This window comes from Limnohabitans sp., assembly GCF_031539175.1.
Taxonomy (GTDB): domain Bacteria; phylum Pseudomonadota; class Gammaproteobacteria; order Burkholderiales; family Burkholderiaceae_C; genus Limnohabitans.
Genome location: NZ_JAVKLQ010000004.1, coordinates 13967 through 40676, shown reverse-complemented (window position 1 = coordinate 40676; position 26710 = coordinate 13967). Strand labels below are relative to the sequence as shown.

Here is a 26710-nt window from a genome sequence, read left to right as displayed (position 1 = left end):
TTTGGTATCGTTCTTCTCGGCTGAGGTGCTTGTACATTGGGCAATTTCGATTTGGCGGTTAAAGCGGCCATGATGCTCTCGCATCCTCAGCCACCTATAACCAGTTCATCTTTGTTGCACTTCGTCCTTGAATCCGCCTTCAATAAATTTATCTGTAGCTATAAAGTTAAATGACCAAACCATCAAATCACATTCCTTGGTTAGAGAATGACATGCCACTACCGCACGCGGAATCGGCTCAGCCCCAAGGGACAGAGCTCGCGGGTTTGGTCGCCGCAGGCGGTGGGCTGTCAACACAACGGTTATGTGAAGCTTATAGCCAAGGCATGTTTCCATGGTTCAGCGAAGGACAACCCGTGCTGTGGTGGTCACCCGATCCGCGGATGGTGCTCAAGCCCGGGGACTTCAAACTTCATCGCTCATTGCGTAAAACCATTCAAAAATTTATGGAATCGCCAGATGCTGAACTCAAAATTGACAGTGCTTTTTCCAAGGTCATCACACACTGTGCGCAGGCATCGCGCGCTGGCCAAGCTGGCACTTGGATCGTGCGCGACATGATCGATGCCTACGTGGCGCTTCACGAAGCAGGGTTTGCACACAGTGTCGAAACTTGGGTCAATGGCCAACTCACAGGCGGTTTGTACTGCATTGCAATTGGCCGAGCGGTATTTGGGGAATCCATGTTTGCATTGCAAACCGACGCTTCAAAAATAGCTTTAGCAGGCCTAGTTGCATTGGGCAAAGCGAACCACGTACCTTGGATCGATTGCCAACAAAACACACGTCATTTGGCATCTCTTGGCGCGAAAGAAATTGACAGATCCACGTTTCTAACAGGCATCACGACTGCTCAACATTTGCCCTCAATAAATTGGCAATTCGAGCCGATACACTGGCAAGAACTCCTAGCCACAGCAACCCACGAGCCATGACCCACCTCCAAGACTTGCCCCCACAAGCCTTGCAGTTTTACGCAACGGCACCCTACCCCTGCAGTTATTTGGCAGAGCACACGGCACGATCCCAAGTGGCGTCACCAAGCGAACAAGTCGACCACACTGCATATTCCGTATTGATTCGCCAAGGGTTTCGTCGCAGTGGCTTATTCACCTACAGGCCTTATTGCGACAGCTGCCGAGCCTGTATGGCCTTACGCGTCCAAGTCGCGCAATTTGCTCCCACTCGAAGTCAGAAACGCGCTTGGAAAAAACATGCGCACTTGGTCGCACGAGTCTTACCTTTGCATTTCCAAGCAGAGCATTACGCGTTTTACAAGCGTTACCAATCTGAACGCCACCCAGGCGGAGGCATGGACCAAGACAGTGTTGAGCAATACGCCCAGTTCTTGTTGCAAAGTCGCATCCACTCCAAATTGATTGAATTTCGCGAACCGAACTCACAAGATGGCAGTCTCGGCGCTCTAAAAATGGTGTCGATCGTGGACGAGATCGAAGATGGGCTCTCAGCGGTTTACACCTTTTTTGATCCAGACGACACGGCAAGTTATGGCACTTACAACGTCATGTGGCAGATCGAATATGCGCATCAATTGGGCTTGCCATTTGTTTATCTTGGTTACTGGGTCGAAGACAGCCCAAAAATGCGCTACAAAACCAAGTTTCAGCCGTTCCAACTGCTGAATCATGGCGAATGGGTGAATTTTGATTTCACGAAGTAAAATATCGTCATGCGCAAATCTACAGTTCCAGCGACTCCCAACATTCAAGTGATCGAGCGGATGTTCTCGCTCATTGACGTCTTGGCCTCGCGCGAAGAAGCCATTTCTTTGAAAGAAATCAGCGAGCGAACAGGACTGCATCCCTCGACGACCCATCGCATCTTGAACGACCTCGCTGTCGGTCGTTTTGTGGACCGTCCTGAAGCAGGCAGCTATCGCTTGGGCATGCGGTTACTGGAACTGGGCAATTTAGTCAAAGATCGGCTCAACGTCCGCGATGTGGCCTTTCAACCCATGCGCGAACTGCATAAGTTAATTCAACAGCCTGTCAATTTGAGCGTGCGCCAAGGCGACGAGATTGTGTACGTTGAACGTGCGTTCAGCGAGCGCTCGGGCATGCAAGTGGTTCGAGCCATTGGTGGACGCGCCCCCTTGCATCTGACATCGGTGGGTAAATTATTTTTGTCCATGGACGATCCGCAACGTGTACGTGCCTACGCCACACGAACAGGACTGAGCGGACAGACACGCAACAGCATCACCCAACTGCCTGTTTTAGAACGTGAGCTTTCCAAAGCCCGTCAATACGGCTTGGCCCGTGACAACGAGGAACTCGAACTCGGTGTGCGCTGCATGGCCTCAGGCATCTACGATGACCAAGGTAAGTTAGTCGCCGGACTGTCTATTTCGGCCCCCGCAGATCGACTGGACGAAGAATGGTTGCCTAAGCTTCAAGTGACCACCCAAGCTATCTCGCATGCTTTAGGTTTCAAAGACAAAGTAAACACGCTTTGAGACGTAAAAAAGGCCAGCAATTGCTGGCCTTTTTTAATTCAACTGGCTTCAAGTCTGAGGGCGATAAGCGTGGTTCACTTCAACCCAACGACGCACGCGCTCGGCGTCACCAATGCGGCTGAGTTTGCCGGCGGAATCCAAGAACACCAAAATCAACTTGCGTCCTGCGATTTTGGCTTGCATAACCAAGCACTGGCCCGCTTCTGAGATGTAACCGGTTTTTTGCAAACCAATGTCCCAATTGGGATTTTTTACCAATCGATTCGTGGTGTTGTACTGCAGGGTGCGCTTGCCCACTTCCACTTGATAGCTGGGTGATGTTGACAATTCACGCAGCATGGCATCGTGGTAAGCCGTCGACACCAAAGTGGCCAAATCTTTGGCGCTGGATTGGTTTTGGCTCGACAAGCCCGTGGGTTCGCTGTAGCGGGTGTCACGCATACCCAACTGGGCGGCTTTGTTGTTCATCAAGCCAACAAAGGTCGACAAACCACCTGGGTAGGTACGCCCCAGAGCATGGGCCGCACGGTTCTCACTGGACATCAAGGCCAAATGCATCAACTCACCACGCGTCAAGGTTGTTCCCACGCGCAAACGTGAGCTGCTGCCCTTTTCGGTGTCCACATCATCTTGCGTGATGGTGATGGACTCATCCATCGGCAGTTTCGCTTCGCTGATGATCAAGCCTGTCATGAGCTTGGTGATCGATGCGATGGGTAAAACGGCACGGTCGTTCTTGCTGAGCAACACTTCATGTGTGTCTTGATCGATGACATAAGCCACGCTTGATTTCAAATCAAGATCGTCTGCCGTCGCATGCAAGCCAGCGATTTGGCCGTAAGAAGGTTTAGCGGCAACGATCTTGCCTGCTTGGCTGCGAATATGCGCCTTCACGACCGATTTCTTTGTTTTCTGAACCGCAGGTTTGTGATTCGTTGCAGCTTGCACAGCCAACGAAGACAAAGAGGCCAAACAACCCAAAGAAATGGCGAGTAGGAATCGTTTCAAAATGAAATCCTTAAACTTGAAAATCAAGAATTAATGATACTCTAACAAAACTTAAAAAATCGCGCAAGATCAAAGACTTGCGCGATTTACATGAGATAACTGATAAGAAGTCACATTCCGTAAAATTTACCCTTGCGCTGCCACACGGTCCGATTTACTTTGAAGCTTATTGAGCGCACTTAAGTATGCTTTCGCTGAGGCTACCACGATGTCGGGATCAGAACCGACGCCATTCACCACACGACCGCTGTTTTGCAGACGCACCGTCACCTCACCTTGGCTTTCAGTGGAACCGCTGATGGCATTGACGGAATACAACACCATTTCCGCACCACTCTTTGCATGTGATTCGATGGCTTTCAAAGAGGCATCCACAGGTCCATTGCCATCGGACTCGCCGCGCACCTCTTTGCCTGCAACCGTGAACACCACACTCGCGTGAGGCCGTTCGCCCGTTTCGCTGTGCTGCGACAAAGACACGAAGGCGAATTGCTCTTTGTCTGCAATCACGCTTTCTTCACTCACTAAAGCCAAGATGTCTTCATCAAAGATTTCGCTCTTGCGGTCGGCCAATTCTTTGAACTTGGCAAAGGCGGTGTTGATATCGGCTTCGCTTTCCATCTGCACGCCTAAGTCTTCTAAGCGTTGTTTAAAGGCATTGCGGCCGCTGAGCTTGCCCAACACAATTTTGTTGGCAGACCAGCCCACGTCTTCCGCACGCATGATTTCATAGGTGTCACGCGCCTTGAGCACGCCATCTTGATGAATACCAGACGCATGCGCAAAAGCGTTAGCACCCACCACGGCCTTGTTTGGTTGAACCACAAAACCCGTTGTTTGGCTCACCATGCGGCTGGCAGCCACGATTTGTTTGGTGTCGATGCCCATCGACAAGTCGAAATAGTCTTTGCGCGTTTTGACCGCCATGACAATTTCTTCCAACGAACAATTGCCAGCGCGCTCGCCCAAGCCGTTGATCGTGCACTCCACCTGGCGTGCGCCACCAATCTTCACACCGGCCAACGAGTTGGCCACAGCCATGCCCAAGTCGTTGTGACAGTGCACCGACCAAATGGCTTTGTCGCTGTTAGGCACGCGCTCACGCAAGGTCTTGATGAAATTGCCATACAACTCTGGTACGGCGTAGCCCACGGTGTCGGGCACGTTGATGGTTGTCGCACCTTCGGCGATCACTGCTTCGATCACACGGCAAAGAAAATCCATCTCGCTGCGATAGCCGTCTTCAGGGCTGAACTCAATGTCACCGACCAAGTTGCGCGCAAAACGTACCGACTGCTTGGCCTGTTCCAAGACTTGCTCGGGCGACATGCGCAATTTCTTTTCCATGTGCAAAGGCGACGTGGCGATGAAGGTATGAATACGGGCACGATTTGCCCCCTTCAAAGCTTCAGCAGCGCGGCTGATGTCGCGGTCATTGGCACGAGACAAAGAGCAGATGGTGGAATCTTTAATAGTATTCGCGATGGCTTGCACAGCCTCAAAGTCGCCGTTAGAACTGGCGGCAAAACCGGCTTCGATCACATCCACTTTCAGACGTTCCAGCTGACGCGCAATACGCAATTTTTCGTCGCGCGTCATAGAGGCGCCTGGCGATTGCTCGCCGTCGCGCAAGGTGGTGTCAAAAATGATGAGCTTGTCGGTCATGGTCAGAACTCCTAAAAACTTGAAAAAACTTGCAGCGTGTGAATTGACCCCAAAGCAAAAGGCCCGCTGCAGGTGCATACGGGCCTTGTTTGGGATTGCGCGTGCGCTACCAACTCCGCCCGTTGGGGGATAGAAGCAGTAGTGTCAGCGAAAAATTTTGCATGGCTTGAATTTAGCACAAAGCCAAACCCATTCCTTGTCTCATTTGTGCAAACCTTGTTCATCAGGCTCATCCGTAGACGTGCTGATGACGCTGGTTTGCAAACCTTTGGCTCGGCGCCATGCGTACAAGGCGTAGCCGCTCAAGCCATAAAACATGAACAAAGCAAACAAAACGATCGGTGGGTGAATGTTGATCACCGCAATCACCAAAGCCAGCATCACGATGACAGCGAACGGCACGCTTTTCTTCATTTGCACATCTTTGAAGCTGTAAAACGGCACATTCGTCACCATGGTCAAGCCCGAGTACAAGCACATGGCAAACATCGGCCACATCACTTCTTCACCTTTGTAGCCCATGTCGTTCATCACCCAAATGAACCCCATCACCAAGGCTGCAGCCGCAGGCGATGGCAGGCCTTGAAAAAAGCGGCGATCCACCACCGCTGTATTCACATTGAAACGAGCCAAACGCAAAGCTGCGCAAGAGATATACACAAAGGCGGCCATCCAACCCCAGCGCCCTGCCCCTTTCAAGGCCCATTCGTAGGAAATCAAAGCAGGTGCAGCACCAAACGACACCATGTCAGCCAACGAGTCCATTTGCTCGCCAAATGCACTTTGGGTATTCGTCATACGGGCCACACGGCCATCCAAGCTGTCCAGCACCATGGCACAGAAAACGCCGATGGCTGCCATTTCAAAGCGATCGTTCATGGCCATCACGATGGCATAAAAACCACCAAACAATGCAGCCAATGTGAATAAGTTAGGCAAGACATAAATGCCTTTGCGCGGTTTGCGAGGCACGTATTCCTCAGCGCTATCGTGTAAATCTGACATGAGTCTTGCTCCGAAAAGTAGACGTTGAGTGTAAGGGCTAGCACGCCCAAAATTGAGCAACGCCGAGAATGACAAAGGCCACCGAAGTGGCCTTTGTCAATGCAAAAAGCAAGGCTTAGTTGCGACTTTGGTCAACCAATTTGTTCTTGGCAATCCAAGGCATCATGGCGCGCAGTTGCCCACCCACCACTTCGATCTGGTGATCGGCGGTGTTGCGACGGCGTGCAGTCATGCTTGGGTAGTTCAAGCGGCCTTCTTGGATGAACATCTTGGCGTATTCGCCGTCTTGAATGCGCTTCAAAGCGTTGCGCATGGCTTCACGGCTTTGTGCGTTGATCACTTCAGGACCGGTCACGTACTCGCCGTATTCGGCGTTGTTCGAGATCGAGTAGTTCATGTTGGCGATGCCGCCTTCATAGATCAAGTCAACGATCAGCTTCAGCTCGTGCAAGCACTCGAAGTAAGCCATTTCAGGGGCGTAGCCAGCTTCAACCAAAGTCTCGAAGCCCATCTTCACCAATTCAACAGCGCCACCGCACAACACGGCTTGCTCGCCGAACAAGTCGGTTTCTGTTTCTTCTTTGAAGTTGGTTTCAATGATGCCGGCCTTGCCGCCACCGTTGGCCATGGCGTAGCTCAAAGCCAAATCGCGGGCTTTGCCGCTCTTATCTTGGTGCACGGCCACGAGGTGAGGCACGCCGCCACCTTGGGTGTAGGTGTTGCGCACGGTGTGGCCAGGGGCCTTAGGCGCGACCATCCACACGTCCAAGTCTGCACGTGGCACGACTTGGTTGTAATGCACGTTGAAACCGTGGGCAAATGCCAACGAAGCGCCTTGCTTGATGTGAGGGGCCACATTGTTGGCGTAGACCTCAGAGATCATTTCGTCAGGCAACAAAATCATGACCACGTCAGCGGCTTTCACTGCGTCGTTCACTTCCATCACGGTCAAGCCGGCTTTGCCGACTTTGTCCCAAGATGCGCCACCTTTGCGCAGACCGACCACGACTTTGACGCCGCTGTCGTTCAAGTTTTGTGCATGGGCGTGGCCTTGTGAGCCGTAGCCGATGATGGCTACGGTTTTGCCTTTGATCAGGCTCAGGTCACAGTCTTTGTCGTAATAAACCTTCATGGTCTCTCCTAAAAAATCTTTTGAAAGGGGGTTAAAAATCAAACGCGCAAGATGCGCTCACCGCGGCCAATGCCACAAGCGCCCGTGCGAACAGTTTCGAGAATTGCGCTGCGGTCGATCGCCTCCAAGAACGCGTCGTTCTTGGACAGATCGCCCGTCAACTCAATGGTGTAGCTCTTCTCAGTCACGTCAATGATGCGGCCACGGAATATATCCGCCATGCGCTTCATCTCTTCACGCTCTTTGCCTACAGCGCGCACTTTGACCATCATCAATTCACGCTCTGTGTAAGGGCCTTCCGTCAAATCAACCACCTTGACCACTTCGATGAGGCGGTTCAAATGCTTGGTGATTTGCTCAATGACGTCATCTGAACCGTGAGTTTGGATGGTCATGCGTGACAAGCTGGCGTCCTCGGTCGGTGCGACCGTCAACGACTCAATGTTGTAACCACGCGCAGAGAACAAACCCACCACACGCGAGAGCGCGCCGGGTTCGTTTTCGAGCATCAGGGAAATGATATGTTTCATGTCTTGTTCTCCCTGATCACAAATCTTCGCTGTTCAACAGCATTTCAGTGATGCCCTTACCAGCCTTGACCATCGGGAACACGTTCTCGGTGGGGTCGGTACGGAAGTCCATGAACACGGTGCGATCCTTGAGCTTGCGAGCTTCGCGCAGCGCGGGCTCCACATCCTCTGGACGCTCAATCAACATGCCCACATGGCCATACGCCTCTGCCAACTTCACAAAGTTAGGCAACGCATCCATGTAGCTGTGGCTGTAACGGCCCGAGTACTCAATTTCTTGCCATTGACGCACCATACCGAGGTAACGGTTGTTCAAGGCCATGATCTTGATCGGCGTGTTGTATTGCAAACAGGTGGACAGTTCTTGGATGCACATTTGCACAGAACCTTCACCTGTCACACAAAACACTTCGCTGTCAGGCTTGGCCAGCTTGATGCCCATGGCGTATGGAATACCCACGCCCATGGTGCCCAAACCGCCTGAGTTGATCCAACGACGTGGTTCGTCAAAGCCGTAGTACTGCGCAGCCCACATCTGATGCTGGCCCACATCAGACGTGATGTAGGTGTCGGTACCCTTGGTCATTTTGTGCAAGGTTTCGATCACGTACTGCGGCTTGATCACCGTCGTGTTCTCGCGGTCGTATTTCATGCAATCGCGCTTGCGCCATGCGTCGATGGTCTCCCACCAACTGCCCAAAGCATTCGAATCAGGCTTGAGGCCAGACTCTTTGATCATCTCGATCATCTCGACCAACACGTCTTTGACATCACCCACGATGGGGATGTCCACTTTCACGCGCTTGGAAATACTCGAAGGATCAATGTCAATGTGAATGATCTTGCGTTCGTTTTGCGCGAAATGCTTGGGGTTGCCAATCACACGGTCGTCAAAACGGGCACCCACGGCGAGCAAAACGTCGCAGTTTTGCATGGCGTTGTTGGCCTCCAACGTGCCGTGCATGCCCAACATACCCAAGAACTTGGGATCGCTGGATGGGTACGCGCCCAAGCCCATCAAGGTGTTCGTGCAGGGATAGCCCAGCATGTCGACCAAGGTACGCAGTTCTTGCGAAGCGTTGCCTAACAAAACACCGCCACCGGTGTAGATGTAAGGCCGCTTGGCCGACATCAACAACTGAAGTGCTTTGCGAATTTGACCGCCGTGGCCTTTGCGCACGGGGTTGTAAGAGCGCATTTGTACGTCAGCGGTGTAGCCTTCGTAGGTTGTCTTGTTGAAAGACACGTCCTTTGGAATATCCACCACCACAGGACCGGGACGGCCACTGCGCGCAATGTGAAACGCTTTCTTGAGCGTGATTTCCAGATCGCGAACGTCTTTCACCAAAAAGTTGTGTTTGACGATGGGGCGGGTGATGCCAATGGTGTCGCACTCTTGGAATGCATCCAAACCAATCGCATGCGTCGGCACTTGACCGGTGATGATCACCATCGGAATGCTGTCCATATAAGCCGTGGCAATACCAGTCACGGCATTGGTCGCACCTGGGCCCGAGGTGACAAGGGCCACACCGACATCGCCTGTGGCGCGTGCGTAACCGTCAGCCGCATGAACCGCCGCTTGCTCGTGACGAACCAGCACGTGCTGAATGGTGTCTTGCTTGTACAAAGCGTCGTAAATGTAGAGAACGGCACCGCCGGGGTAACCCCAGACGTACTTAACGCTCTCAGCTTGAAGCGCTTTCACGAGAATCTCAGAGCCCATCAGCTCCTGCGATTGCCCGTTCAAGGCTGTGGCGGAGTTTTTATCCGCAGTGGAAGTATTCATGATTAACCTTAGTGAATTTCGTCAACGAAAAACCCGGGGTGCTTCTTGGCGAACCCTTGTGGGGCAGCGTCGAAACTTGAGGCCTTCAGCCATGGACGCATGAGTGATTGCGCCGGACCCAGACCCGTTTGCCTATTTTTTGTCGAATTGCAGCCTACGATTATGGCATCAAGCGCAAGCGTCAATCGAGCGATACATCTGCATTTGCTTGACTCCAGTGACATAATCGCGCCCGTCTCATCTTGAACAATGTCCTTCGTGGCCTCAGAAAAAGAACTTTCAGACTTCCTTCGTAGCGTAGAAAAACGGGCATTCAAGCGCTCGGTTTATCACGTTCGAGACGATGAAGCGGCCCTTGACATCGTTCAAGACAGCATGATGAAGCTCGCCGAGCATTACGGCGACAAACCAGCCAACGAGCTGCCCATGCTGTTCCATCGGATTTTGTCGAACACCACCTTGGACTGGTTTCGCCGAAATAAAACCAAACGTGCCTTGTTCAGCAACTTCAGCGACTTTGAGTCGGGCAGCGAAGATGGCGACTTTGACCTCTTGGAGTCGTTGGCCGCAGAAAACGACACACAAACCACTCAAAGTGCGGAAGATAACTTTGCAAGCACTGCACGGGTTGAAGATATTGAAGAAGAGATACAAAATTTGCCTGCGCGTCAACGAGAAGCCTTCCTGCTACGTTATTGGGAGGACCTCGACGTTGCCGAGACGGCAGCTGCCATGGGATGTTCAGAAGGAAGTGTCAAAACGCACTGTTCGCGTGCAGTTCTAGCGCTCAGCAAAGCGCTCAAAGCAAAGGGAATTCAACCATGACGACCACACATACATTCAGCCCTTCGCTTCAAGACCAATTGGGGCAGCGTATCGCTGCGCGACTCAACGCCGATACGTTGGACCTCCCTCACGACATCACCGAACGGCTGCGCGCAGCCCGCACGCGTGCAGTGGCAGCCCGGCTCACACCACAAACTCGATTACAAACCAGCCAAGCCGTGGTTGGCCAAAATGGGACAGCATTGCTTCACTTTGGTGACGAAGGTCTCAACTTGTGGAGCCGCTTGGCGTCATTCTTCCCACTTATCGCCCTAGTTGCTGGTTTGGCACTTATTTCTACGTTTTTAGATGACGATCGCGCCAATGAGTTGGCCGAAATCGACTCCGTGTTATTGACCGATGACCTGCCTCCTGCCGCTTACGCAGACCCTGGTTTCCTTCAATTTCTCAAAAACCCCATCGTTCTTGACAAACAAGAGTAAACCAAGCCCTATGTCTGTGCTGCGTCCGCTTTCGCTGCTTTTTGCACCATATCTCTTGGCGTGCTTCGCTCTGTTCGGCGTTTGCAACCTGAGTGCGGCGCAAACAACGGCCGCCACCACGCCGCAAATGGGCACGATCACCGCGCCCAGCCGTCCATTGTGGCAAGAGCTCTCCTCAGCACAACAACAAGCTTTATCGCCACTGATCCAACTGTGGCCATCGATGACTGAGCCACACAAGCGCAAATGGCTCGCCGTTTCGCAAAACTTTGCACAACTCTCAACCGACGAGCGCGCCACCATTCAAAGTCGCATGCGCGAATGGGCTGCCTTGACCGCACAACAGCGGGCTGCTGCCCGCTTGAACTTCGCCAATGCCCAACAATTGTTGCAAGAGGACAAGCGTGCCAAATGGGAGGCCTACTTGGCCTTGCCTAACGAAGCCAAACAAAAACTAGCCGCTCAGCACGTCAAGCCCGTCATTGGTGCCGCCCCCGCTGTGAAGCCTATAGCGGCTGGAAAAATTACCACACCTCCTGCAGCCAGCAACACCAAAGCCCTGCCACGCATTGCATCTGATCAAGTGGCTCCCGCCACCTTGTTGCCCATGACCACAAGTACCGCACCAGATACCGCACAGGCTCCTGACAGCACGGTTTCCCCTGAATGAGTTCGCATCTTGAGGTGACCGACGCGGCGCTCCGCGCGCCTGGCTTGCGTCGACGCATGGCATGTTGGATTTACGAAGGCTTGTTGCTGTTCGCCGTCATGTTCATGGCTGGCTACCTTTTCAGCACACTGAGCCAAACCCGACACGCACTCGACAACCGCCATGGTTTGCAGGCATTTTTATTCCTGATCTTTGGCATTTATTTCACGTGGTTTGGTCACAAGGGCCAGACCTTGGCCATGAAAACTTGGCGAATTCGCGTGGTTGACACCTCCGGACAAGCCCTCACCCAAGCCCGTGCTTTGTGGCGTTACGTCTTGAGCTGGGTCTGGTTTTTACCGCCCTTGATGCTGGTCTCTGGCTTTTCGTTGTCTGGCAGAGAAACCCTGTGGCTGCTCTTGGGTTGGGCATGTGTGTGGGCATTGCTAAGTCGCTTTCAGCCAGAAGGTCAGTTTTGGCACGATGTGTGGGCAGGCACACGGCTGATCCATTCAGAACCTCTGAGCCGTTAAAGTTGTCTATATGGAAGTTAACCCTCAAAAACAACGCACAGGCCTGAGTCGACTCTTTCACGCGTTTGGCTACTCACTCAGCGGCTTGCGTGCAGCTTGGTTTGAAAAGGCTTTTCGCCAAGAAGCCATCGCGGCTTTGGTCTTGGTGCCTTCTGCCTTTTGGCTGGGCAGCACTTGGCTTGAAATCGCCATGCTCGTCAGCGTGGTGTTTTTGGTCATGATTATCGAGTTGCTCAACACAGGCATCGAGTCGGCCATCGACCGAATTGGCCCTGAATGGCATGAGCTGGCGAAACGTGCCAAAGATATTGGCAGTGCAGCCGTGCTGATGAGCTTGGTGCTTTGCCTCGGCGTTTGGTTCGGCGCACTTTGGACGCACGTCATTGCCTCATGATCACTAAAAATATCCCCGCTTTTTCCGTCTGTGTGTATTGCGGCTCACGCGACGGCGCTCTGCCGATCTACGCAGAGATCGCGCGTGAAGTAGGCCAATGGATTGGCACCCACAACGGCCAATTGGTGTACGGCGGCGGCAACAATGGCTTGATGGGTTTGGTAGCGCAAGCCACGGCAGACGCTGGCGGTCGGGTCGTGGGAATCATTCCCAAAGCGCTTCAGTCCAAAGAAAACACCCGCACCGCCTGCACCGAATTGCATGTGGTGGACACCATGCACGAACGCAAGCGCATGATGGCCGAACGGGCTGATGTGTTTTTAGCCCTGCCCGGCGGTATTGGCACCTTCGAAGAATTTTTTGAAGTTTGGACTTGGCGTCAACTCGGCTACCACGACAAACCCATTGGCTTGCTGAACACCCAAGGCTATTACGACGGCCTTTTGAGCTTTGCAAAAAACAGCGTGGCGCAAGGCTTTTTGAGCGACTGGCAGATGGACTTGATCCGCACCGGCGACCAAGCACAACCGCTGTTGCGCGACTTGGTACAAGCCGCAGGCTTCACACCACAGCCGCATTTGGCCGCGATCTAAGCGCCACACCGTAAGCGCCATCTTTATGAAAAAAGCCGCCCTCTGCAAAGAGGGCGGCTTTTGACGGGGTGGGTAAGCTTAAATCGCCGTTTCATCCAACTCGCCTGTGCGAATACGCACCACACGCTCCACAGGCGTGACGAAAATTTTGCCGTCACCGATCTTGCCGGTGCGTGCGGCACGAACGATGGCGTCGACACAGTTGTCCACATCACTGGACTTGACCACCACCTCCACCTTCACCTTGGGCAAAAAGTCCACCACGTACTCTGCGCCACGGTACAACTCGGTATGTCCTTTTTGGCGGCCAAAGCCCTTCACCTCGGTGACGGTCAAGCCAGTCACACCGCACTCTGCCAATGCTTCGCGCACTTCTTCGAGTTTGAAAGGTTTGATGACTGCGGTAATTTGCTTCATGGGGAGGCTCCTTGAACTTGAAAATGACTAAATAGTGAGACTGCGCCAAAGATTCAGAACTGAACCTCAAGCGCGAAATTTATTGGTAATAGGATAACGCCAATCTTTGCCGAAACTTCGGTGCGTCACACGAATGCCCACCGGTGACTGGCGACGTTTGTACTCGTTGATGCGAATCAAGCGCGTCACTTTCTCCACATCAGCAGGCGCAAAACCAGCGGCAATGATGTCGGCAGAACTTTGGTCGTTCTCCATGAAACGCGACACGATCTCATCCAGTACCTCATATGGGGGCAAACTGTCTTGGTCGGTTTGATCAGGACGTAACTCAGCGCTCGGTGGCCGCGTGATGATGCGCTCGGGAATGGGCTCGGCGCCCGTGCCAAACGGGTCATTCGCGTTGCGCCAATGGGCCAGCTTGAACACCAAGGTCTTGGCCACGTCTTTGATCACAGCGAAACCGCCAGCCATGTCACCGTACAAGGTGCAATAACCCGTTGCCATCTCGCTCTTGTTACCTGTCGTCAACACGATGGCACCAAATTTATTCGACAACGCCATCAACAGGGTTCCACGAATGCGGGCCTGAATGTTCTCTTCTGTGGTGTCGAGTTGTGTGCCTTCAAAATCGGCTTTGAGTGAGCCTAAAAACGCTTCAAACTCGGGAACGATGGACACTTCGTCGTAACGTACCCCCAGACGCTGGGCCATGTCACGCGCATCCACCCAGCTGATTTCGGCGGTGTACGGCGACGGCATCATCACCGTGCGGACCCGATGAGCGCCCAACGCGTCCACCGCAATCGCCAACACCAGCGCAGAGTCAATGCCACCAGACAGCCCCAGCAAGGCCCCTGGGAAGCCGTTTTTACCAATGTAATCACGCACGCCCAAGACCAGTGCGTGCCACAAATCTGACTCTAAGGAAGCCTCGGCCGCTACCTCACCCTGCATCACAGGCACAGCACCGGCTGTGTAAGTGATGTTGAACTGACAGGCTTCAAAACTGGGGGCTCGCGCAGCCAAAGCGCCGTCTGCATTCAAAGCGAATGAGCGGCCTTCAAACACCACCTCATCTTGACCACCCACCAAATGGGCATAGATCAACGGCAATTGCGTTGCATTGACGCGGCCACGCATGGCCTGTTCGCGCTCGTCCCCCTTGCCTACATGGAATGGCGATGCGTTGATCACCGCCAGCAACTCGGCCCCAGCGGCTTTGACATCTGCGGCAGGCGCATCAAACCAAGCATCTTCACAAATCAGCAAGCCTACGCGTACGCCTTGCACCTCGAAAACGCAAGGCGCTTGACCCGGCGTGAAATAACGGCGCTCGTCAAACACTTGGTAATTGGGCAGCTCGCGCTTGGCATAAGCGGCCACCACGCGTCCTTCGCATACCACGCTGGCCATGTTGAACCGCTGCTGCACCGAGACCGAGCGTGTGCGATGGCTCTCGCCCGTGGGGTGCCCAACCACCACATGCAAACCTGCAAGACCTGCCAGCGCATGGGACACTGTTTTCAAGGCATCATCACAGGCTGCCATGAACGAGGGGCGCAAGAACAAGTCTTCTGCCGCATAGCCGCACAAGGAAAGTTCTGGCGTCAAGACAAGGCGAGCGCCTTGCGCATAAGCCTCTTGGGCGCAGTGGATGATTTTTTGGGCATTCCCAGCCATGTCACCCACGACAAAATTCAACTGAGCAACGCAAATTTTGAGAGTCATGGCAGAAGCAACACCGTCCGAAAAAAACATGTCTAAAAAGCTGACCGATTATGTCATTCGCGTGCTCGACAACCCGATTGATCTCCCCGCCGCCGCGTGGGACACCTTGAATCAGACCCAAGATGTGCCCTCCCCCTTCATGCGCCACGCCTATTTAGCAGCGCTGCACAGCAGCGGCAGCGCGACAGTAGACACCGGTTGGACGCCGCGCTTTGTCACGCTTTGGCACAACGACGCCTTGGTCGCTGGCTGTGCGCTGTATCTCAAAGACCACTCGTACGGTGAATACGTCTTCGATTGGGCTTGGGCCAATGCTTACGCCGAACATGGCTTGAACTATTACCCCAAAGCCACCAGCGCAGTGCCTTTCACGCCCGTGCCCGGTGCCCGTTTGCTCGCCGTCGATGCCACAGCACGTCAAGCCCTGCTCGAAGCCGTGTTATCGCTGTGCCAGCAATTGGGTCTGTCCTCGTTTCACGTGTTATTCAACAGCCCCAACGACCGCGTTGCCTGCGACGCATTGGGCTTGATGCAGCGCCAAACCGTGCAATTTCACTGGCACAACACAGGCTTTGTCGACTTCGAAGACTTCTTGAGCAGCCTATCCCAAGAGAAACGTAAAAAAATTCGCCAAGAGCGCCGCCGAGTAGCCGATGCGGGCGTGGTGTTTCGCACACAAGTTGGCACGGGCATCAGCCCTTCCGACTGGGACTTCTTTTACCAATGCTACGAACGCACCTACCTCGAACATGGCAACGCCCCGTACCTAAGTCGCGACTTCTTTGTCAGCATGCAGACCAACATGCCTGACAACTGGGTCATGTGCATCGCCGAGCGCGAAGGTCGCCCCATCGCCTGCAGCCTCATTGCCGTGCAAGGCCTAGGCAGCACCGAGCCCATCGCCTATGGCCGCTATTGGGGCGCATTAGAGCGGGTGGATTGCTTGCACTTTGAAGCCTGCTACTACCAACCCCTGAGCTGGTGCATCGCCAATGGTGTAAAGCGTTTTGAAGGCGGCGCCCAAGGCGAACACAAAATGGCACGCGCCCTCATGCCCGTGGCCACTTACAGCGCGCACTGGTTGGCGCACCCCGCCTTTGCCGATGCGGTCGAACGATTCTTAGAGCGCGAACGTGCAGGCGTTGACAACTACCTCGACCACTTGGCGGCACGCAGCCCTTTCAAACACCACGAGCCGCAATAAAACGCACGGCACAGACGTGAAAAAGCCCGCCCTCGTTGCCGAGGCGGGCTTCACACTCAACACCAAAAATTACTTGGCGTTGTTGTAGTTCGCGATACCGTCCAAGATTTCTTTCTTGGCGGAATCCAGGCCTTCCCAGCCCTTGACCTTGACCCACTTGCCTTTTTCGAGGTCTTTGTAGTGTTCAAAGAAGTGCGCAATTTGCTGCAACTGCAGGTCATGGATGTCAGCCAACGATTGGATGTTGCTGTAACGGGCCAAGATTTTTTCGGTGGGCACAGCCAGCACTTTGCCGTCCATACCGCCTTCGTCTTCCATCATCAAGATGCCCAAGGCACGGCAAGGCACCACCACGCCGGGTGGCAATGGGAAAGGTGTCATGACCAACACGTCCACAGGGTCGCCATCGCCAGCGATAGTTTGGGGCACGTAGCCGTAGTTGGTGGGGTAATGCATGGCTGTACCCATGAAACGGTCGACGAACAAAGCGCCTGACTCTTTGTCCACTTCGTACTTCACAGGATCAGCGTTCATCGGGATTTCGATGATCACGTTGAAAGCTTCAGGCACATTCTTACCGGGGGTGACTTTGTTGAGGGACATGGTGTCTCGTTAGAAAAGTTAAAACAAACAGCGAAGATTAGGTCTGATTTTACTTTCATGGGGCTTGCGCGATCATGGGACCGCCAATTCGGCACACATTCAAGGCGCTGTCGCACATTGGGCTGACAACCAAAGGCCCATGCCATAAGGTGTGGACTTCATTGATGGAGGACCCATGACGCAGCCCAACACCGCATCCCACGCCGCAGATGACCGCGTGCCTTACGCCAAGCCTCAACCTTGGGGCATGGCACCCGATATGGTGATTCATGATGTACAGACCACCGATGAGCGCCTGTGGGCGCCTGTGGCCCCCGGCATTTGGTCACGACCACTGCATTTGAACGTCTCGGGCGGTTTTTACATCCATTTGCTCAAAGTCAAGCGCTCAGGTCTTCTGCAAAGACACCGCCACTCTGGTCAAGTACACGCCCATGTATTGCGCGGTAAATGGCTCTATTTAGAGCACGACTGGGTGGCCGAAGAAGGCAGCTATGTGTTTGAGCCCCCCGGCGAAACCCACACCTTGGTGGTGCCCGACGACTGCCAAGACATGGTCACCATGTTCACCGTCCATGGCTCGCTGATGTACGTCGACACCCAAGGCAATGCCACCGGTTATGACGATGTGTTCACCCGCATCGAGAAATACCGAGCCCACTTCGAAGCCGTTGGCTTGGGGGCAGACTACGTCAAGCAATTCATACGTTGACACGCTGACCAGAACGAAAAAACCGCCAATCAAGGCGGTTTTTTCATGAAGTTTCACCGAAGGTGAACGCTGATTTCAAAGTGGCTTTTTGATCCAGTTGGCAATTTCACCAATGATGCCGCGTCGAAACGCCATCACGCAAATCACAAAAATCAAACCTTGGATGATGGTCACCCAAGCGCCCAAATGGGCCAAATAATTTTGCATAGAGACAATCACCGCCGCCCCTAACACTGGCCCAAACAGGGTACCCAAGCCTCCGACCAGCGTCATCAGCACCACCTCGCCGGACATGGACCAATGGACATCGGTCAGCGATGCCAATTGAAAGACCAGCGACTTGGTGGCACCGGCCATACCCGCAATCGCACCTGACATGATGAACGCGACCAATTTGTAGTGATCGGTGTCGTAGCCCAACGAAATAGCGCGGTCTTGGTTTTCACGAATGGCCTTCAAAATTTGACCAAACGGTGAATGCACGATGCGCCAAATGATGGCAAAGCCCATCAAGAAAATGGCCATCACAAACATGTACATTGCGGCGTTGTTCGACAGGTCAAACATGCCAAACAATTGACCGCGCGGTACGGCCTGAATGCCATCTTCACCGCCCGTGAATGGGGTTTGCAAGTAGACAAAAAACACCATTTGCGACAACGCCAAGGTGATCATGGCGAAGTAAATACCTTGACGACGAATCGCCAACAGGCCCGTCACGACCGCCAACAAACCAGAGCACAAAGTGGCGAACAGCACCGCCAACTCAGGGTTCCAACCCCACACCTTGGCGGCATGCGCGGCGGCATAGCCTGCGGTACCTAAAAACATGGCGTGGCCGAAAGACAACAAGCCACCAAACCCGATCAACAGGTTGAAGGCACACGCGAACAAGGCAAAACACATCACCTTCATCAAGAAGACCGGATAAATCCAAATCGGCGCAATGGCAAAAGCCAGCACCATGATGGCAAACGCCACCCATTGGTGCGTCATCGATTGAACGGGAGCAGCAGAAAGCGAAGGGTTGCGCATGGGAGTCTTACTTTTGGGTACCAAAGAGCCCTGCGGGCTTGATCAACAGCACGATGGCCATGATGACGAAAATCACGGTGTTGGACGCTTCGGGATAGAACACCTTAGTCAACCCCTCCACCAAGCCGAGACCAAAACCCGTCAAGATCGCACCCATGATGGAGCCCATACCGCCAATCACCACCACCGCAAACACCACAATGATGATGTCCACGCCCATCATCGGGTTCACTTGGTAAATGGGGGCGGCCATCACGCCAGCCAAAGCGGCCAAGCCCACGCCAAAACCGTAGGTCAAGGTGATCATGCGTGGCACGTTGATGCCAAAGGCTTGAACCAAACTGGGGTTTTCAGTGGCAGCCCGCAAATAGGCGCCCAGCTTGGTGCGCTCAATCACGTACCACGTCGAGAAACACACCACGACCGAAGCCACGATCACCCAAGCACGGTATTTGGGCAGGAACATGAAGCCCAAATTGAACACGCCTTGAAACACCTCGGGCACCGGATAAGGCATGCCGGAAGAACCAAATTCATTGCGAAACAAGCCTTGAATGATCAAGGCCAAACCAAACGTCAGCAGCAAGCCGTACAGATGGTCCAGTTTGTAGAGCCGCGACAGCATGGTGCGTTCAATCACCACACCCGTCGCGCCCACCAAAACTGGTGTCACCACCAACGCCACCCAGTAATTGAGCCCCAATTTGCTCAAGCCCAAGTACGCCACAAAAGCGCCCAGCATGTACTGTGCGCCGTGGGTGAAGTTGATGATGTTCAGCAAGCCGAAAATCACAGCCAAACCCAGCGAAAGCAGTGCATAAAACGAACCGTTAATCAGCCCGATCAACAACTGCCCAAACAGGGCTTGGGAGGGAATGCCAAAAATTTCCATGATGTGCGTTCGACTTGCTCAGTTTCGTTTTACTTTTTCACCAAAGGACAGTCGCTTTCAGACAAAGGTCGGAAAGCTTCGTCCGCTGGAATGGTTGCCATCAGCTTGTAGTAGTCGTAAGGACCTTTGGATTCCGAAGGCTTTTTGACTTCAAACAAATACGCGGGGTGCAACTTGCGACCATCTTGGCGGATGGTGCCCTTACCGAACAACACGTCGTCCGTCGGCAAAGTCTTCATCTGCGCGGTGACTTTGGTGCCATCGTCGGTCTTGGCGGCATCGACCGCTTTCAGGTAATGGATCACGCTGGCATAGACGCCGGCATGGTTCATCGAGGGGAACTTGCCGCCGTTGGCTGCTGCAAAACGCTTGGACCAAGCACGGGTGCCGTCGTTCAAGTCCCAGTAGAAGGTTTCGGTCAACAACAGGCCTTGTGCCTTTTCCAATCCCAAGGCGTGCACGTCAGGCAAGAACACCAACAAACCGGCCAAGTTTTGGCCGCCCTTGGTGATGCCGAACTCATAGGCTTGCTTGATCGAATTGGTGGTGTCGCCACCCGCGTTGGCCAAGCCAATGATCTTGGCTTTGGAGGCTTGCGCTTGCAACAAGAAAGACGAGAAGTCTTGGGTGGGGAATGGGGTGCGCACTTTGCCCACCACCTTACCGCCGTTCTTGACCACCACAGCCTCGGTGTCGCGCTCCAAGGCTTGACCGAAGGCGTAATCTGCGGTCAAGAAGAACCACGTGTTGCCACCGTTTTTCACAATCGCTTTGCCCGTGCCATTGGCCAGCATGTAGGTGTCGTACAGCCAATGGATGGTGTTGGCGTTGCAAGACTTGCCTGTCAGGTCTGACGTGGCGCCGCCCGTGTTGACGTGAATCTTGCCCTTTTCTTTGGAGATTTGGCTCACCGCCAACGCCACCGATGAGGTAGGCACGTCAACCACCATGTCGACCTTGTCGGCGTCGTACCACTGGCGTGTGATGTTCGATCCCACGTCGGGTTTGTTTTGGTGATCGGCACCGACCACCTCCACTTTCAACGCGCTTTTAGACGCTTTCAAATAATCTTCCACCGCCATCTTGGCGGCCGTCACCGAGCCTTGGCCCGTGATGTCAGAGTACACGCCCGACATGTCGTTGAGCACACCAATTTTGACGATGCCATCTGAGATTTGCGCTTGCGCGGCGCCTGTGAAAGCACATGCCAAAGTGGCTGCCATTGCGATAAGTTTGCGATTCATCAAGTTGTCTCCTAGGGAAAAAATCAAACACCGAGATATTCATGCAGCAACGCCATCTTGTCTGGCAGTTCTGCGGCGGTAAAGCCTTGCACCATTTGGCCGTGCTCCATCACATAAAAACGGTCAGCCAAAGGCGCGGCAAAACGGAAGTTTTGTTCCACCATGATGATGGTGAAGCCTTTGGCCTTGAGCGCCAAAATCATGCGGGCCAAGGCCTGCACAATCACGGGCGCTAAGCCTTCAGAAATTTCGTCAAGCAATAAAAACTTGGCGCCAGTTCGCAAAATTCGCCCCACCGCGAGCATCTGTTGTTCACCGCCAGACAAACGCGTGCCGGGGCTGTCACGACGCTCGAGCAAATTAGGGAACATCTCGTAAATTTCGTCCACCGACATGCCGTTGGGTGCGATCACCGGTGGCAGCAGCAAGTTCTCTTCGCAGGTCAGCGCCGAAAAAATGCCGCGCTCTTCTGGGCAGTAACCCAACCCCAAACGGGCAATTTGATGGGGGGCCCAAGTGATGGTTTCTTGGCCATTGATCTTCACAGACCCCGTGCGACGCCCCACCAAGCCCAGCAGAGACTTCACCGTGGTGGTGCGCCCTGCACCATTGCGCCCGAGCAAGGTGACCACCTCACCTTGGTTCACGGTCATGTCCACGCCGTGCAAGATGTGCGACTCGCCATAAAACGCATGCAAATTCGAGACGCGCAAAAACTCTTGAGGCTCAGACATGGGCGCCCTCTAATTCGTTATCGGTGGTGCCCATGTAGGCTTCTAACACTTGAGGGTTCTTCGACACCACGGCGTAAGGACCTTCGGCAATGATTTGTCCTCGCTGCAACACACTGATGGTGTCGGCAATGCTGGAGACCACGCTCATGTTGTGCTCCACCATCAAAATGGTGCGGTTGGCGCCCACTTTTTTGATGAGTTCTGTGACGCGGCCCACGTCTTCATGCCCCATGCCTTGGGTGGGCTCGTCCAACAACATCAACTCGGGATTCATCGCCAAGGTGGTGGCGATTTCCAAAGCGCGTTTGCGGCCGTAAGGCAACTCCACCGCTGTGATGTCAGCCATGTCATGCAAATCCACTTCGTCCAACAACGCCATGGCCTTGTCATTGAGCTGGTGCAAGACGCGCTCTGAGCGCCAAAAGTGCATGGACAAACCGGTGGCCCGTTGCAAAGCCACACGCACGTTTTCGAGCACGGTCAAATTTGGAAAGGTGGCCGAAATTTGAAATGACCGAACCAAGCCCATGCGGGCCACTTGCGCGGGCTTGTCGGCCGTGATGTCTTTTCCGTTGAACAAGATGTGACCCCGTGTCGGAATCAAAAATTTGGTCAGCAAATTAAAGACAGTGGTTTTACCTGCCCCGTTGGGACCAATCAAGGCATGAATTTGTCCACGCTTGACCGACAGGTTCACACCGTTGACGGCGACAAAACCTTTGAACTCTTTCACAAGTTCGCGGGTTTCTAAGATGATGGCTTCAGACATGGCCTGATTCTGAGAGCAGGTCCAAACCCCCTCCGTTATGGTTATCCCGAGTCGGTGTCTCCCTCGCGTCTTTGGCTTTAGGGTTATAGGCAATCAGGCAAAATCAGCGTTATGTCTGAACGTGTCATTCCTCTCGTCGATCAACGGATCCAAGCACTGGTGGCGACGGTCCCCTCGCAGCCCATTGCCACCCTTGGTTTGCTGAGCGACAGCTTGGGTCGGCCATTGCACGACCTGCGCATCAGCGTGACGGACCGTTGCAACTTCCGCTGCAACTACTGCATGCCCAAAGAGGTGTTCGACAAAGACTACGCTTATTTGCCGCACAGCGACTTGTTGAACTTTGAAGAAATCACGCGCCTCGCGAAAATTTTTGTGGCGCACGGTGTGCGCAAGATTCGACTCACGGGCGGTGAGCCTCTGCTGCGCAAAAACTTAGAAATTTTGGTTGAGCAATTGGCCAACATTCGCACACCCGATGGCACGCCACTTGATCTGACCCTCACCACCAATGGCTCTTTGCTCAAGCGCAAAGCGCAGCAACTCAAAGACGCCGGTCTGAACCGTGTGACGGTCAGCTTGGACGGATTAGACGATGCGGTGTTCCGACAAATGAATGACGTTGACTTTCCGGTCGCCGATGTGCTGGAAGGCATCGAAGCAGCCAAGGCAGCGGGCCTTGGACTCGACAGCCAAGGCCGCTTGACAGGCCTCAAAGTCAACATGGTGGTCAAGCGCCGTACCAATGTTGACCAGATCTTGCCCATGGCACGCCACTTTCGCGGCAGCGGCATCACGCTGCGTTTCATCGAATACATGGATGTGGGCGCCACCAACGGTTGGTGCATGGACGACGTCTTGCCATCGGCCGAGGTGATTGCCAAACTCCAACAAGAATTCCCCTTGGTGTCTCTGGAAGCCAGCACACTGGGCGAAACAGCACAACGTTGGGGCTACGCCAACGCAGCAGGTCAGTTCGACCCGAGCTTGGGTGAAGTGGGCGTCATCAGCAGCGTGACACAAGCGTTTTGCCAAGACTGCAACCGCGCTCGCCTATCCACCGAAGGCAAGCTCTACCTGTGCCTGTTTGCCTCCCAAGGCTACGACCTGCGAAGCCTGATGCGCCAAGAAACCGCCACTGACGCGCAACTCGCCTCGGCCATCGGCCACATTTGGCACCGCCGCGACGACCGTTACTCTGAACTCCGAGCCAGCTTGCCCGCCGACAGCGCCCCTGCCGTGCGTCGCGTTGAGATGAGCTACATCGGTGGTTAACCCCCTCTTTCCCAACACATTGCCATGACCGACGCCATTCATCCACAAGACATCACAGGCCTCATCTTGGCTGGTGGGCGCGGTAGCCGCATGGGCGGCGTCGACAAAGGTCTGCAAAACTTCAACGGTCTGCCACTCGCCCTACACGCCCTGATGCGCTTAGGTCCGCAAGTTGAGACCGTGATGGTCAACGCCAACCGCAACCTCTCCGCCTACGAGTCATTTGGCGCGTCAGTATGGCCAGATGCGTCCGCAGACTTCGCGGGACCGTTGTCGGGCTTTGTGGCCGGTCTAGAGCGTTGCGAAACCCCCTATCTGCTGACCGTGCCTTGTGACACCCCACGTTTGCCGTTGGACTTGGCCGAGCGCTTGGCGCAAGCTTTGGTGAACGACGATGCCGACATGGCGATGGCGGCGGCCCCCGAAGTCAATGCCCAAGGTCAAATCGAACTACGTAGCCAACCCGTTTTTTGTCTCATGAAAGTCACGATGCTGGAAAACTTGGTGGCCTTTACCCACGCCGGTGGCCGCAAGATCGACGCATGGACGAACCAGCACAAAACCGTGTTGGTGCCCTTTAATGCACCCCAAGATGATCCCCTCGCCTTTGCCAACGTGAACACCTTGCAAGAGTTGCAAAACCTCGAATCTCAGCCCGCATGAAAAGCCTCGACGACATCGCCGCAGCCCTGCAAGGCTACGACCCACAAGCCTTGAGCGTGCGCCAAGTGGGTGATTTTTTAACGCACTTGACGCAACCGCTGCCTGCCAGTGAAGCGCAAGACGTCTTTTTGTTTGATGCCCTTGGCCGCGTTTTGGCCCAAGACGTGATCTCGCCCATCAGCGTACCTGCGCACAACAACTCGGCCATGGACGGGTTTGCGTTCGACGCGTCGCAATGGCAAGCCAACCACCCCTTGAGCCTGCGTGTGGTCGGCACAGCGCTAGCAGGCAAAGCGTGGCAAGGCAAAGTCAACACAAGCGAGTGTTTGAAGATCATGACGGGCGCCATCCTGCCCGATGGGCTCGACACGGTGGTGCCGCAAGAGCTGGCACACATCACCACGGCCCACGACGTCACCACCATCACCTTGGCGGCCAATCTCTTGAAAGCCGGTGACAACCGCCGTTTAGCAGGCGAAGACTTGATGCAAGGCCAGCCCGCATTGAAAGCGGGCCAGCACCTCACCCCTGCTGCCTTGGGCCTGATCGCCAGTTTGGGGCTACCCGATGTGCGGGTGCACCGCCGTTTGCGCGTGGCTTATTTCTCAACCGGTGACGAAGTGATGAGCTTGGGCGAGTCACCGCGCGAAGGTGCGGTGTACGACAGCAACCGCTTCACCGTGTTTGGCTTACTCACACGTCTGGGTTGCGAGGTGATTGACATGGGCGTGGTGCGTGACGACCCTGCGCTCTTGGAAGCGGCGTTTGCCAAAGCCGCACAAGAAGCCGATGCCATCATCACCAGCGGCGGCGTGAGCGTCGGCGAAGCAGACTTCACCAAAGCGATGATGAAAAAACTTGGCGACGTGGCATTTTGGAAAATTGCGATGCGCCCAGGCCGCCCAATGGCGGTCGGTCGCATTGGCAAATCCGTGCTGTTTGGCTTGCCCGGCAACCCTGTCGCGGTGATGGTCACCTTCCTTGCTTTTGTACGTCCCGCACTGCTGCGCATGATGGGCAGCACCGCTCAGCCTGCGCCACTGTTGCGCGCCAAAAGCTTAGAGCCCTTACGCAAAAAAGCAGGCCGCACGGAGTACCAACGTGGTTTCGTCAGCAGCGCTGCTGACGGCACGCTGCAAGTACGCACCACGGGCAATCAAGGCTCAGGCGTGTTGAGTTCTATGGTGCAAGGCAACGGACTCATCGTTTTGCATCACAGCCAAGGCAACGTGGCCATCGGCGACGACGTCGATGTCATGATGTTTGAAGGCGCCATCTAGGCCACAACCCTAGGCAAGAAGCCACGGCATTCAGCCTATCAAACGCGACGGCAAGCCTGCAGCTGTTCGCTCCAATGCTGCATCAAGACCGCCGCAGGCAACGCTTGCGCTTGTCGGTAGGCCGTCCCCGCCCACAAGCTTTGGTGTTCGCCATCGTTACGCTGAACAGCGCGTTGGCGAATGGGGCCCGTCAACGTGTTTTGAATCGGAAAAGGCAAGGTCGTTTGACCGTGCAATGCGGTCATGAATTGGTTGGCAATGCCTTGGGCACGGCGGCCAGAAAAACCGCGCGTGAAAGCCGTGCCTCGCGCATGTTCGTGGCGAATGAACGCTTGATGCGCAGGACTCGCCCCCGATTCGTCACAGCACAAAAAGGCCGTACCCATTTGTGCGGCCACAGCGCCCAAGCGCAACACGCGCTGAATGTCGGCACCATCCATGACCGCACCGGCTGCCACGATGGGCAAGCGGCAATGGGCGGTCAACACGGACAGCAAGGTATCCAACGGCCAATCTGTGTCGGCGTCGCCTTCGGGCTCAAAGGTGCCCCGATGACCACCGGCTTCTATCCCTTGCGCCACGATGAAGTCAGCACCTGCGGCTTCAATCTGCGTCGCTTCGGCCAGACTGGTGGCCGTGATGCCGACGGCAATCCCCAAGGCTTTGGCTTGTTGCAAGACGGACGCGGGCGGGATACCAAAATGAAACGTCAGCATGGCGGGTCGGTGTTGCCACACGGGCACCAACAGGCTGTCTAAATCGGGATAAAAAGGCGCTTGCGGCACGCGCAACACGCAATCGTCGGGCAACCCTAAGGCAGTGAAAGCCGCCAAGGCAGCGGCTTGTTGCGCCGCATCGGGCAAGGCAACCGGTTGAAACACGAAGAAATTGGCATTCAAGGGGCCCGTTGTCAGGGCTTGGGTTGCACGCAAATCAGCGCTGATTTTTTCGGGGCTGCTGTAGGCGAAGCCAAAACTGCCCACCCCGCCCGCGTTCGCGACCGCAGCCGCCAACGCGGGGGTGTTGATGCCACCCGCCATAGGCGCTTGAATGACGGGGCATTGAAGTTGAGAGAAATCAAACGACATAACCCTGCCCCACCTTCACATTTA

29 protein-coding genes are annotated in these 26710 nt (G+C 54.5%); 14 read left to right on the top strand and 15 right to left on the bottom strand.

Translation table 11 applies throughout. The features are described from left to right. Positions 1-212 precede the first annotated feature (212 nt). The 3 genes from aat to RMS95_RS01100 are packed head-to-tail and all read left to right on the top strand — an operon-like array spanning position 213 to position 2476. A complete protein-coding gene (gene aat / locus RMS95_RS01110; RefSeq protein WP_310642842.1) occupies positions 213-935 on the top strand; it encodes a leucyl/phenylalanyl-tRNA--protein transferase in 723 nt (240 codons plus the stop codon). Further along, on the top strand, positions 932-1681 hold the full coding sequence (locus RMS95_RS01105) for an arginyltransferase (RefSeq protein ID WP_310642841.1): 750 nt from the start codon (positions 932-934) through the stop codon (positions 1679-1681). Before aat ends, RMS95_RS01105 begins: the two co-directional genes overlap by 4 nt. A gap of 9 nt (positions 1682-1690) precedes the next feature. Then, on the top strand, positions 1691-2476 hold the full coding sequence (locus RMS95_RS01100; RefSeq protein ID WP_310642840.1) for an IclR family transcriptional regulator: 786 nt from the start codon (positions 1691-1693) through the stop codon (positions 2474-2476). Between the two features lie 48 nt (positions 2477-2524). Here the strand turns inward: RMS95_RS01100 and RMS95_RS01095 are convergent, their stop codons facing one another. From RMS95_RS01095 to RMS95_RS01070, 6 genes are all read right to left on the bottom strand, one after another. Continuing rightward, entirely contained in the window at positions 2525-3448 is a 924-nt protein-coding gene (locus RMS95_RS01095) for a D-alanyl-D-alanine carboxypeptidase family protein (RefSeq protein ID WP_405023344.1), read from the bottom strand. A 162-nt stretch (positions 3449-3610) separates the two neighbouring features. Then, entirely contained in the window at positions 3611-5149 is a 1539-nt protein-coding gene (locus tag RMS95_RS01090) for a 2-isopropylmalate synthase (RefSeq protein WP_310642838.1), read from the bottom strand. Positions 5150-5350: 201 nt separating this feature from the next. Next, a complete protein-coding gene (pssA, locus tag RMS95_RS01085; RefSeq protein ID WP_310642837.1) occupies positions 5351-6154 on the bottom strand; it encodes a CDP-diacylglycerol--serine O-phosphatidyltransferase in 804 nt (267 codons plus the stop codon). 115 nt (positions 6155-6269) lie between these two features. Beyond that, positions 6270-7286 (bottom strand): ketol-acid reductoisomerase, encoded by a 1017-nt coding sequence (gene ilvC, locus RMS95_RS01080; RefSeq protein ID WP_310642836.1) that lies wholly within the window; start codon positions 7284-7286, stop codon positions 6270-6272. A gap of 38 nt (positions 7287-7324) precedes the next feature. Beyond that, positions 7325-7816, bottom strand: a complete 492-nt coding sequence (gene ilvN / locus RMS95_RS01075) for an acetolactate synthase small subunit (protein WP_310642835.1) — start codon at positions 7814-7816, stop codon at positions 7325-7327. Between the two features lie 16 nt (positions 7817-7832). Further along, the gene (locus RMS95_RS01070) at positions 7833-9605 is read right to left on the bottom strand and encodes an acetolactate synthase 3 catalytic subunit (RefSeq protein ID WP_310642834.1); all 1773 of its coding nucleotides are present in this window, start codon (positions 9603-9605) and stop codon (positions 7833-7835) included. A 258-nt stretch (positions 9606-9863) separates the two neighbouring features. Here RMS95_RS01070 and RMS95_RS01065 point away from each other — a divergent pair, with 258 nt between their 5' ends. From RMS95_RS01065 to RMS95_RS01040, 6 genes are read left to right on the top strand one after another with little or no spacing between them, the layout of a single operon-like run. After that, the gene (locus RMS95_RS01065) at positions 9864-10430 is read left to right on the top strand and encodes an RNA polymerase sigma factor (RefSeq protein WP_310642833.1); all 567 of its coding nucleotides are present in this window, start codon (positions 9864-9866) and stop codon (positions 10428-10430) included. Next, on the top strand, positions 10427-10873 hold the full coding sequence (locus RMS95_RS01060) for a DUF3619 family protein (protein ID WP_310642832.1): 447 nt from the start codon (positions 10427-10429) through the stop codon (positions 10871-10873). Before RMS95_RS01065 ends, RMS95_RS01060 begins: the two co-directional genes overlap by 4 nt. A 16-nt stretch (positions 10874-10889) precedes the next feature. Then, a complete protein-coding gene (locus RMS95_RS01055; RefSeq protein WP_310642831.1) occupies positions 10890-11543 on the top strand; it encodes a DUF3106 domain-containing protein in 654 nt (217 codons plus the stop codon). After that, positions 11540-12055, top strand: a complete 516-nt coding sequence (locus RMS95_RS01050; RefSeq protein ID WP_310642830.1) for an RDD family protein — start codon at positions 11540-11542, stop codon at positions 12053-12055. Before RMS95_RS01055 ends, RMS95_RS01050 begins: the two co-directional genes overlap by 4 nt. 10 nt (positions 12056-12065) lie before the next feature. Next, a complete protein-coding gene (locus RMS95_RS01045) occupies positions 12066-12449 on the top strand; it encodes a diacylglycerol kinase (protein ID WP_310642829.1) in 384 nt (127 codons plus the stop codon). Continuing rightward, on the top strand, positions 12446-13042 hold the full coding sequence (locus RMS95_RS01040) for a TIGR00730 family Rossman fold protein (protein ID WP_310642828.1): 597 nt from the start codon (positions 12446-12448) through the stop codon (positions 13040-13042). Before RMS95_RS01045 ends, RMS95_RS01040 begins: the two co-directional genes overlap by 4 nt. 78 nt (positions 13043-13120) lie before the next feature. On the opposite strand, the gene RMS95_RS01035 is transcribed toward RMS95_RS01040, so the two are convergent. Both RMS95_RS01035 and RMS95_RS01030 read right to left on the bottom strand, forming a co-directional pair. After that, positions 13121-13459 (bottom strand): P-II family nitrogen regulator, encoded by a 339-nt coding sequence (locus RMS95_RS01035; RefSeq protein WP_104800057.1) that lies wholly within the window; start codon positions 13457-13459, stop codon positions 13121-13123. Positions 13460-13525: 66 nt separating this feature from the next. Further along, positions 13526-15187, bottom strand: coding sequence for an NAD+ synthase (locus RMS95_RS01030; RefSeq protein ID WP_310642827.1), 1662 nt, complete (start codon positions 15185-15187; stop codon positions 13526-13528). A gap of 28 nt (positions 15188-15215) precedes the next feature. Between RMS95_RS01030 and RMS95_RS01025 the strand changes: the two genes are divergently transcribed. After that, on the top strand, positions 15216-16391 hold the full coding sequence (locus RMS95_RS01025) for a GNAT family N-acetyltransferase (RefSeq protein ID WP_310642826.1): 1176 nt from the start codon (positions 15216-15218) through the stop codon (positions 16389-16391). 69 nt (positions 16392-16460) lie between these two features. Here the strand turns inward: RMS95_RS01025 and ppa are convergent, their stop codons facing one another. Continuing rightward, positions 16461-16994 (bottom strand): inorganic diphosphatase, encoded by a 534-nt coding sequence (gene ppa, locus RMS95_RS01020; RefSeq protein ID WP_310642825.1) that lies wholly within the window; start codon positions 16992-16994, stop codon positions 16461-16463. Between the two features lie 175 nt (positions 16995-17169). Here ppa and RMS95_RS01015 point away from each other — a divergent pair, with 175 nt between their 5' ends. Next, positions 17170-17706 (top strand): 2,4'-dihydroxyacetophenone dioxygenase family protein, encoded by a 537-nt coding sequence (locus RMS95_RS01015; RefSeq protein WP_310642824.1) that lies wholly within the window; start codon positions 17170-17172, stop codon positions 17704-17706. Positions 17707-17781: 75 nt separating this feature from the next. On the opposite strand, the gene RMS95_RS01010 is transcribed toward RMS95_RS01015, so the two are convergent. The 5 genes from RMS95_RS01010 to RMS95_RS00990 are packed head-to-tail and all read right to left on the bottom strand — an operon-like array spanning position 17782 to position 22380. After that, positions 17782-18702 (bottom strand): branched-chain amino acid ABC transporter permease, encoded by a 921-nt coding sequence (locus RMS95_RS01010; RefSeq protein WP_310642843.1) that lies wholly within the window; start codon positions 18700-18702, stop codon positions 17782-17784. A 46-nt stretch (positions 18703-18748) separates the two neighbouring features. After that, positions 18749-19633, bottom strand: a complete 885-nt coding sequence (locus RMS95_RS01005) for a branched-chain amino acid ABC transporter permease (protein ID WP_104800052.1) — start codon at positions 19631-19633, stop codon at positions 18749-18751. Positions 19634-19662: 29 nt separating this feature from the next. Next, on the bottom strand, positions 19663-20877 hold the full coding sequence (locus tag RMS95_RS01000) for an ABC transporter substrate-binding protein (protein ID WP_310642823.1): 1215 nt from the start codon (positions 20875-20877) through the stop codon (positions 19663-19665). 23 nt (positions 20878-20900) lie between these two features. After that, positions 20901-21611, bottom strand: coding sequence for an ABC transporter ATP-binding protein (locus tag RMS95_RS00995; protein ID WP_310642822.1), 711 nt, complete (start codon positions 21609-21611; stop codon positions 20901-20903). Then, positions 21604-22380 (bottom strand): ABC transporter ATP-binding protein, encoded by a 777-nt coding sequence (locus RMS95_RS00990; protein WP_310642821.1) that lies wholly within the window; start codon positions 22378-22380, stop codon positions 21604-21606. The genes RMS95_RS00995 and RMS95_RS00990 overlap by 8 nt, the downstream gene beginning before the upstream one ends. Positions 22381-22491: 111 nt before the next feature. On the opposite strand from RMS95_RS00990, the gene moaA reads away from it, so the two are divergent. Genes moaA through glp form a run of 3 tightly spaced genes read left to right on the top strand, consistent with a single transcriptional unit; the run spans position 22492 to position 25598 of the window. Next, the gene (gene moaA / locus RMS95_RS00985; protein WP_310642820.1) at positions 22492-23655 is read left to right on the top strand and encodes a GTP 3',8-cyclase MoaA; all 1164 of its coding nucleotides are present in this window, start codon (positions 22492-22494) and stop codon (positions 23653-23655) included. Between the two features lie 24 nt (positions 23656-23679). After that, positions 23680-24318 (top strand): molybdenum cofactor guanylyltransferase MobA, encoded by a 639-nt coding sequence (gene mobA, locus RMS95_RS00980; protein ID WP_310642819.1) that lies wholly within the window; start codon positions 23680-23682, stop codon positions 24316-24318. Further along, entirely contained in the window at positions 24315-25598 is a 1284-nt protein-coding gene (gene glp, locus RMS95_RS00975; protein ID WP_310642818.1) for a gephyrin-like molybdotransferase Glp, read from the top strand. Before mobA ends, glp begins: the two co-directional genes overlap by 4 nt. A gap of 38 nt (positions 25599-25636) precedes the next feature. Here glp and RMS95_RS00970 read toward each other — a convergent pair whose 3' ends face one another. Beyond that, positions 25637-26686 (bottom strand): nitronate monooxygenase, encoded by a 1050-nt coding sequence (locus RMS95_RS00970; RefSeq protein ID WP_310642817.1) that lies wholly within the window; start codon positions 26684-26686, stop codon positions 25637-25639. Positions 26687-26710: the final 24 nt, after the last annotated feature.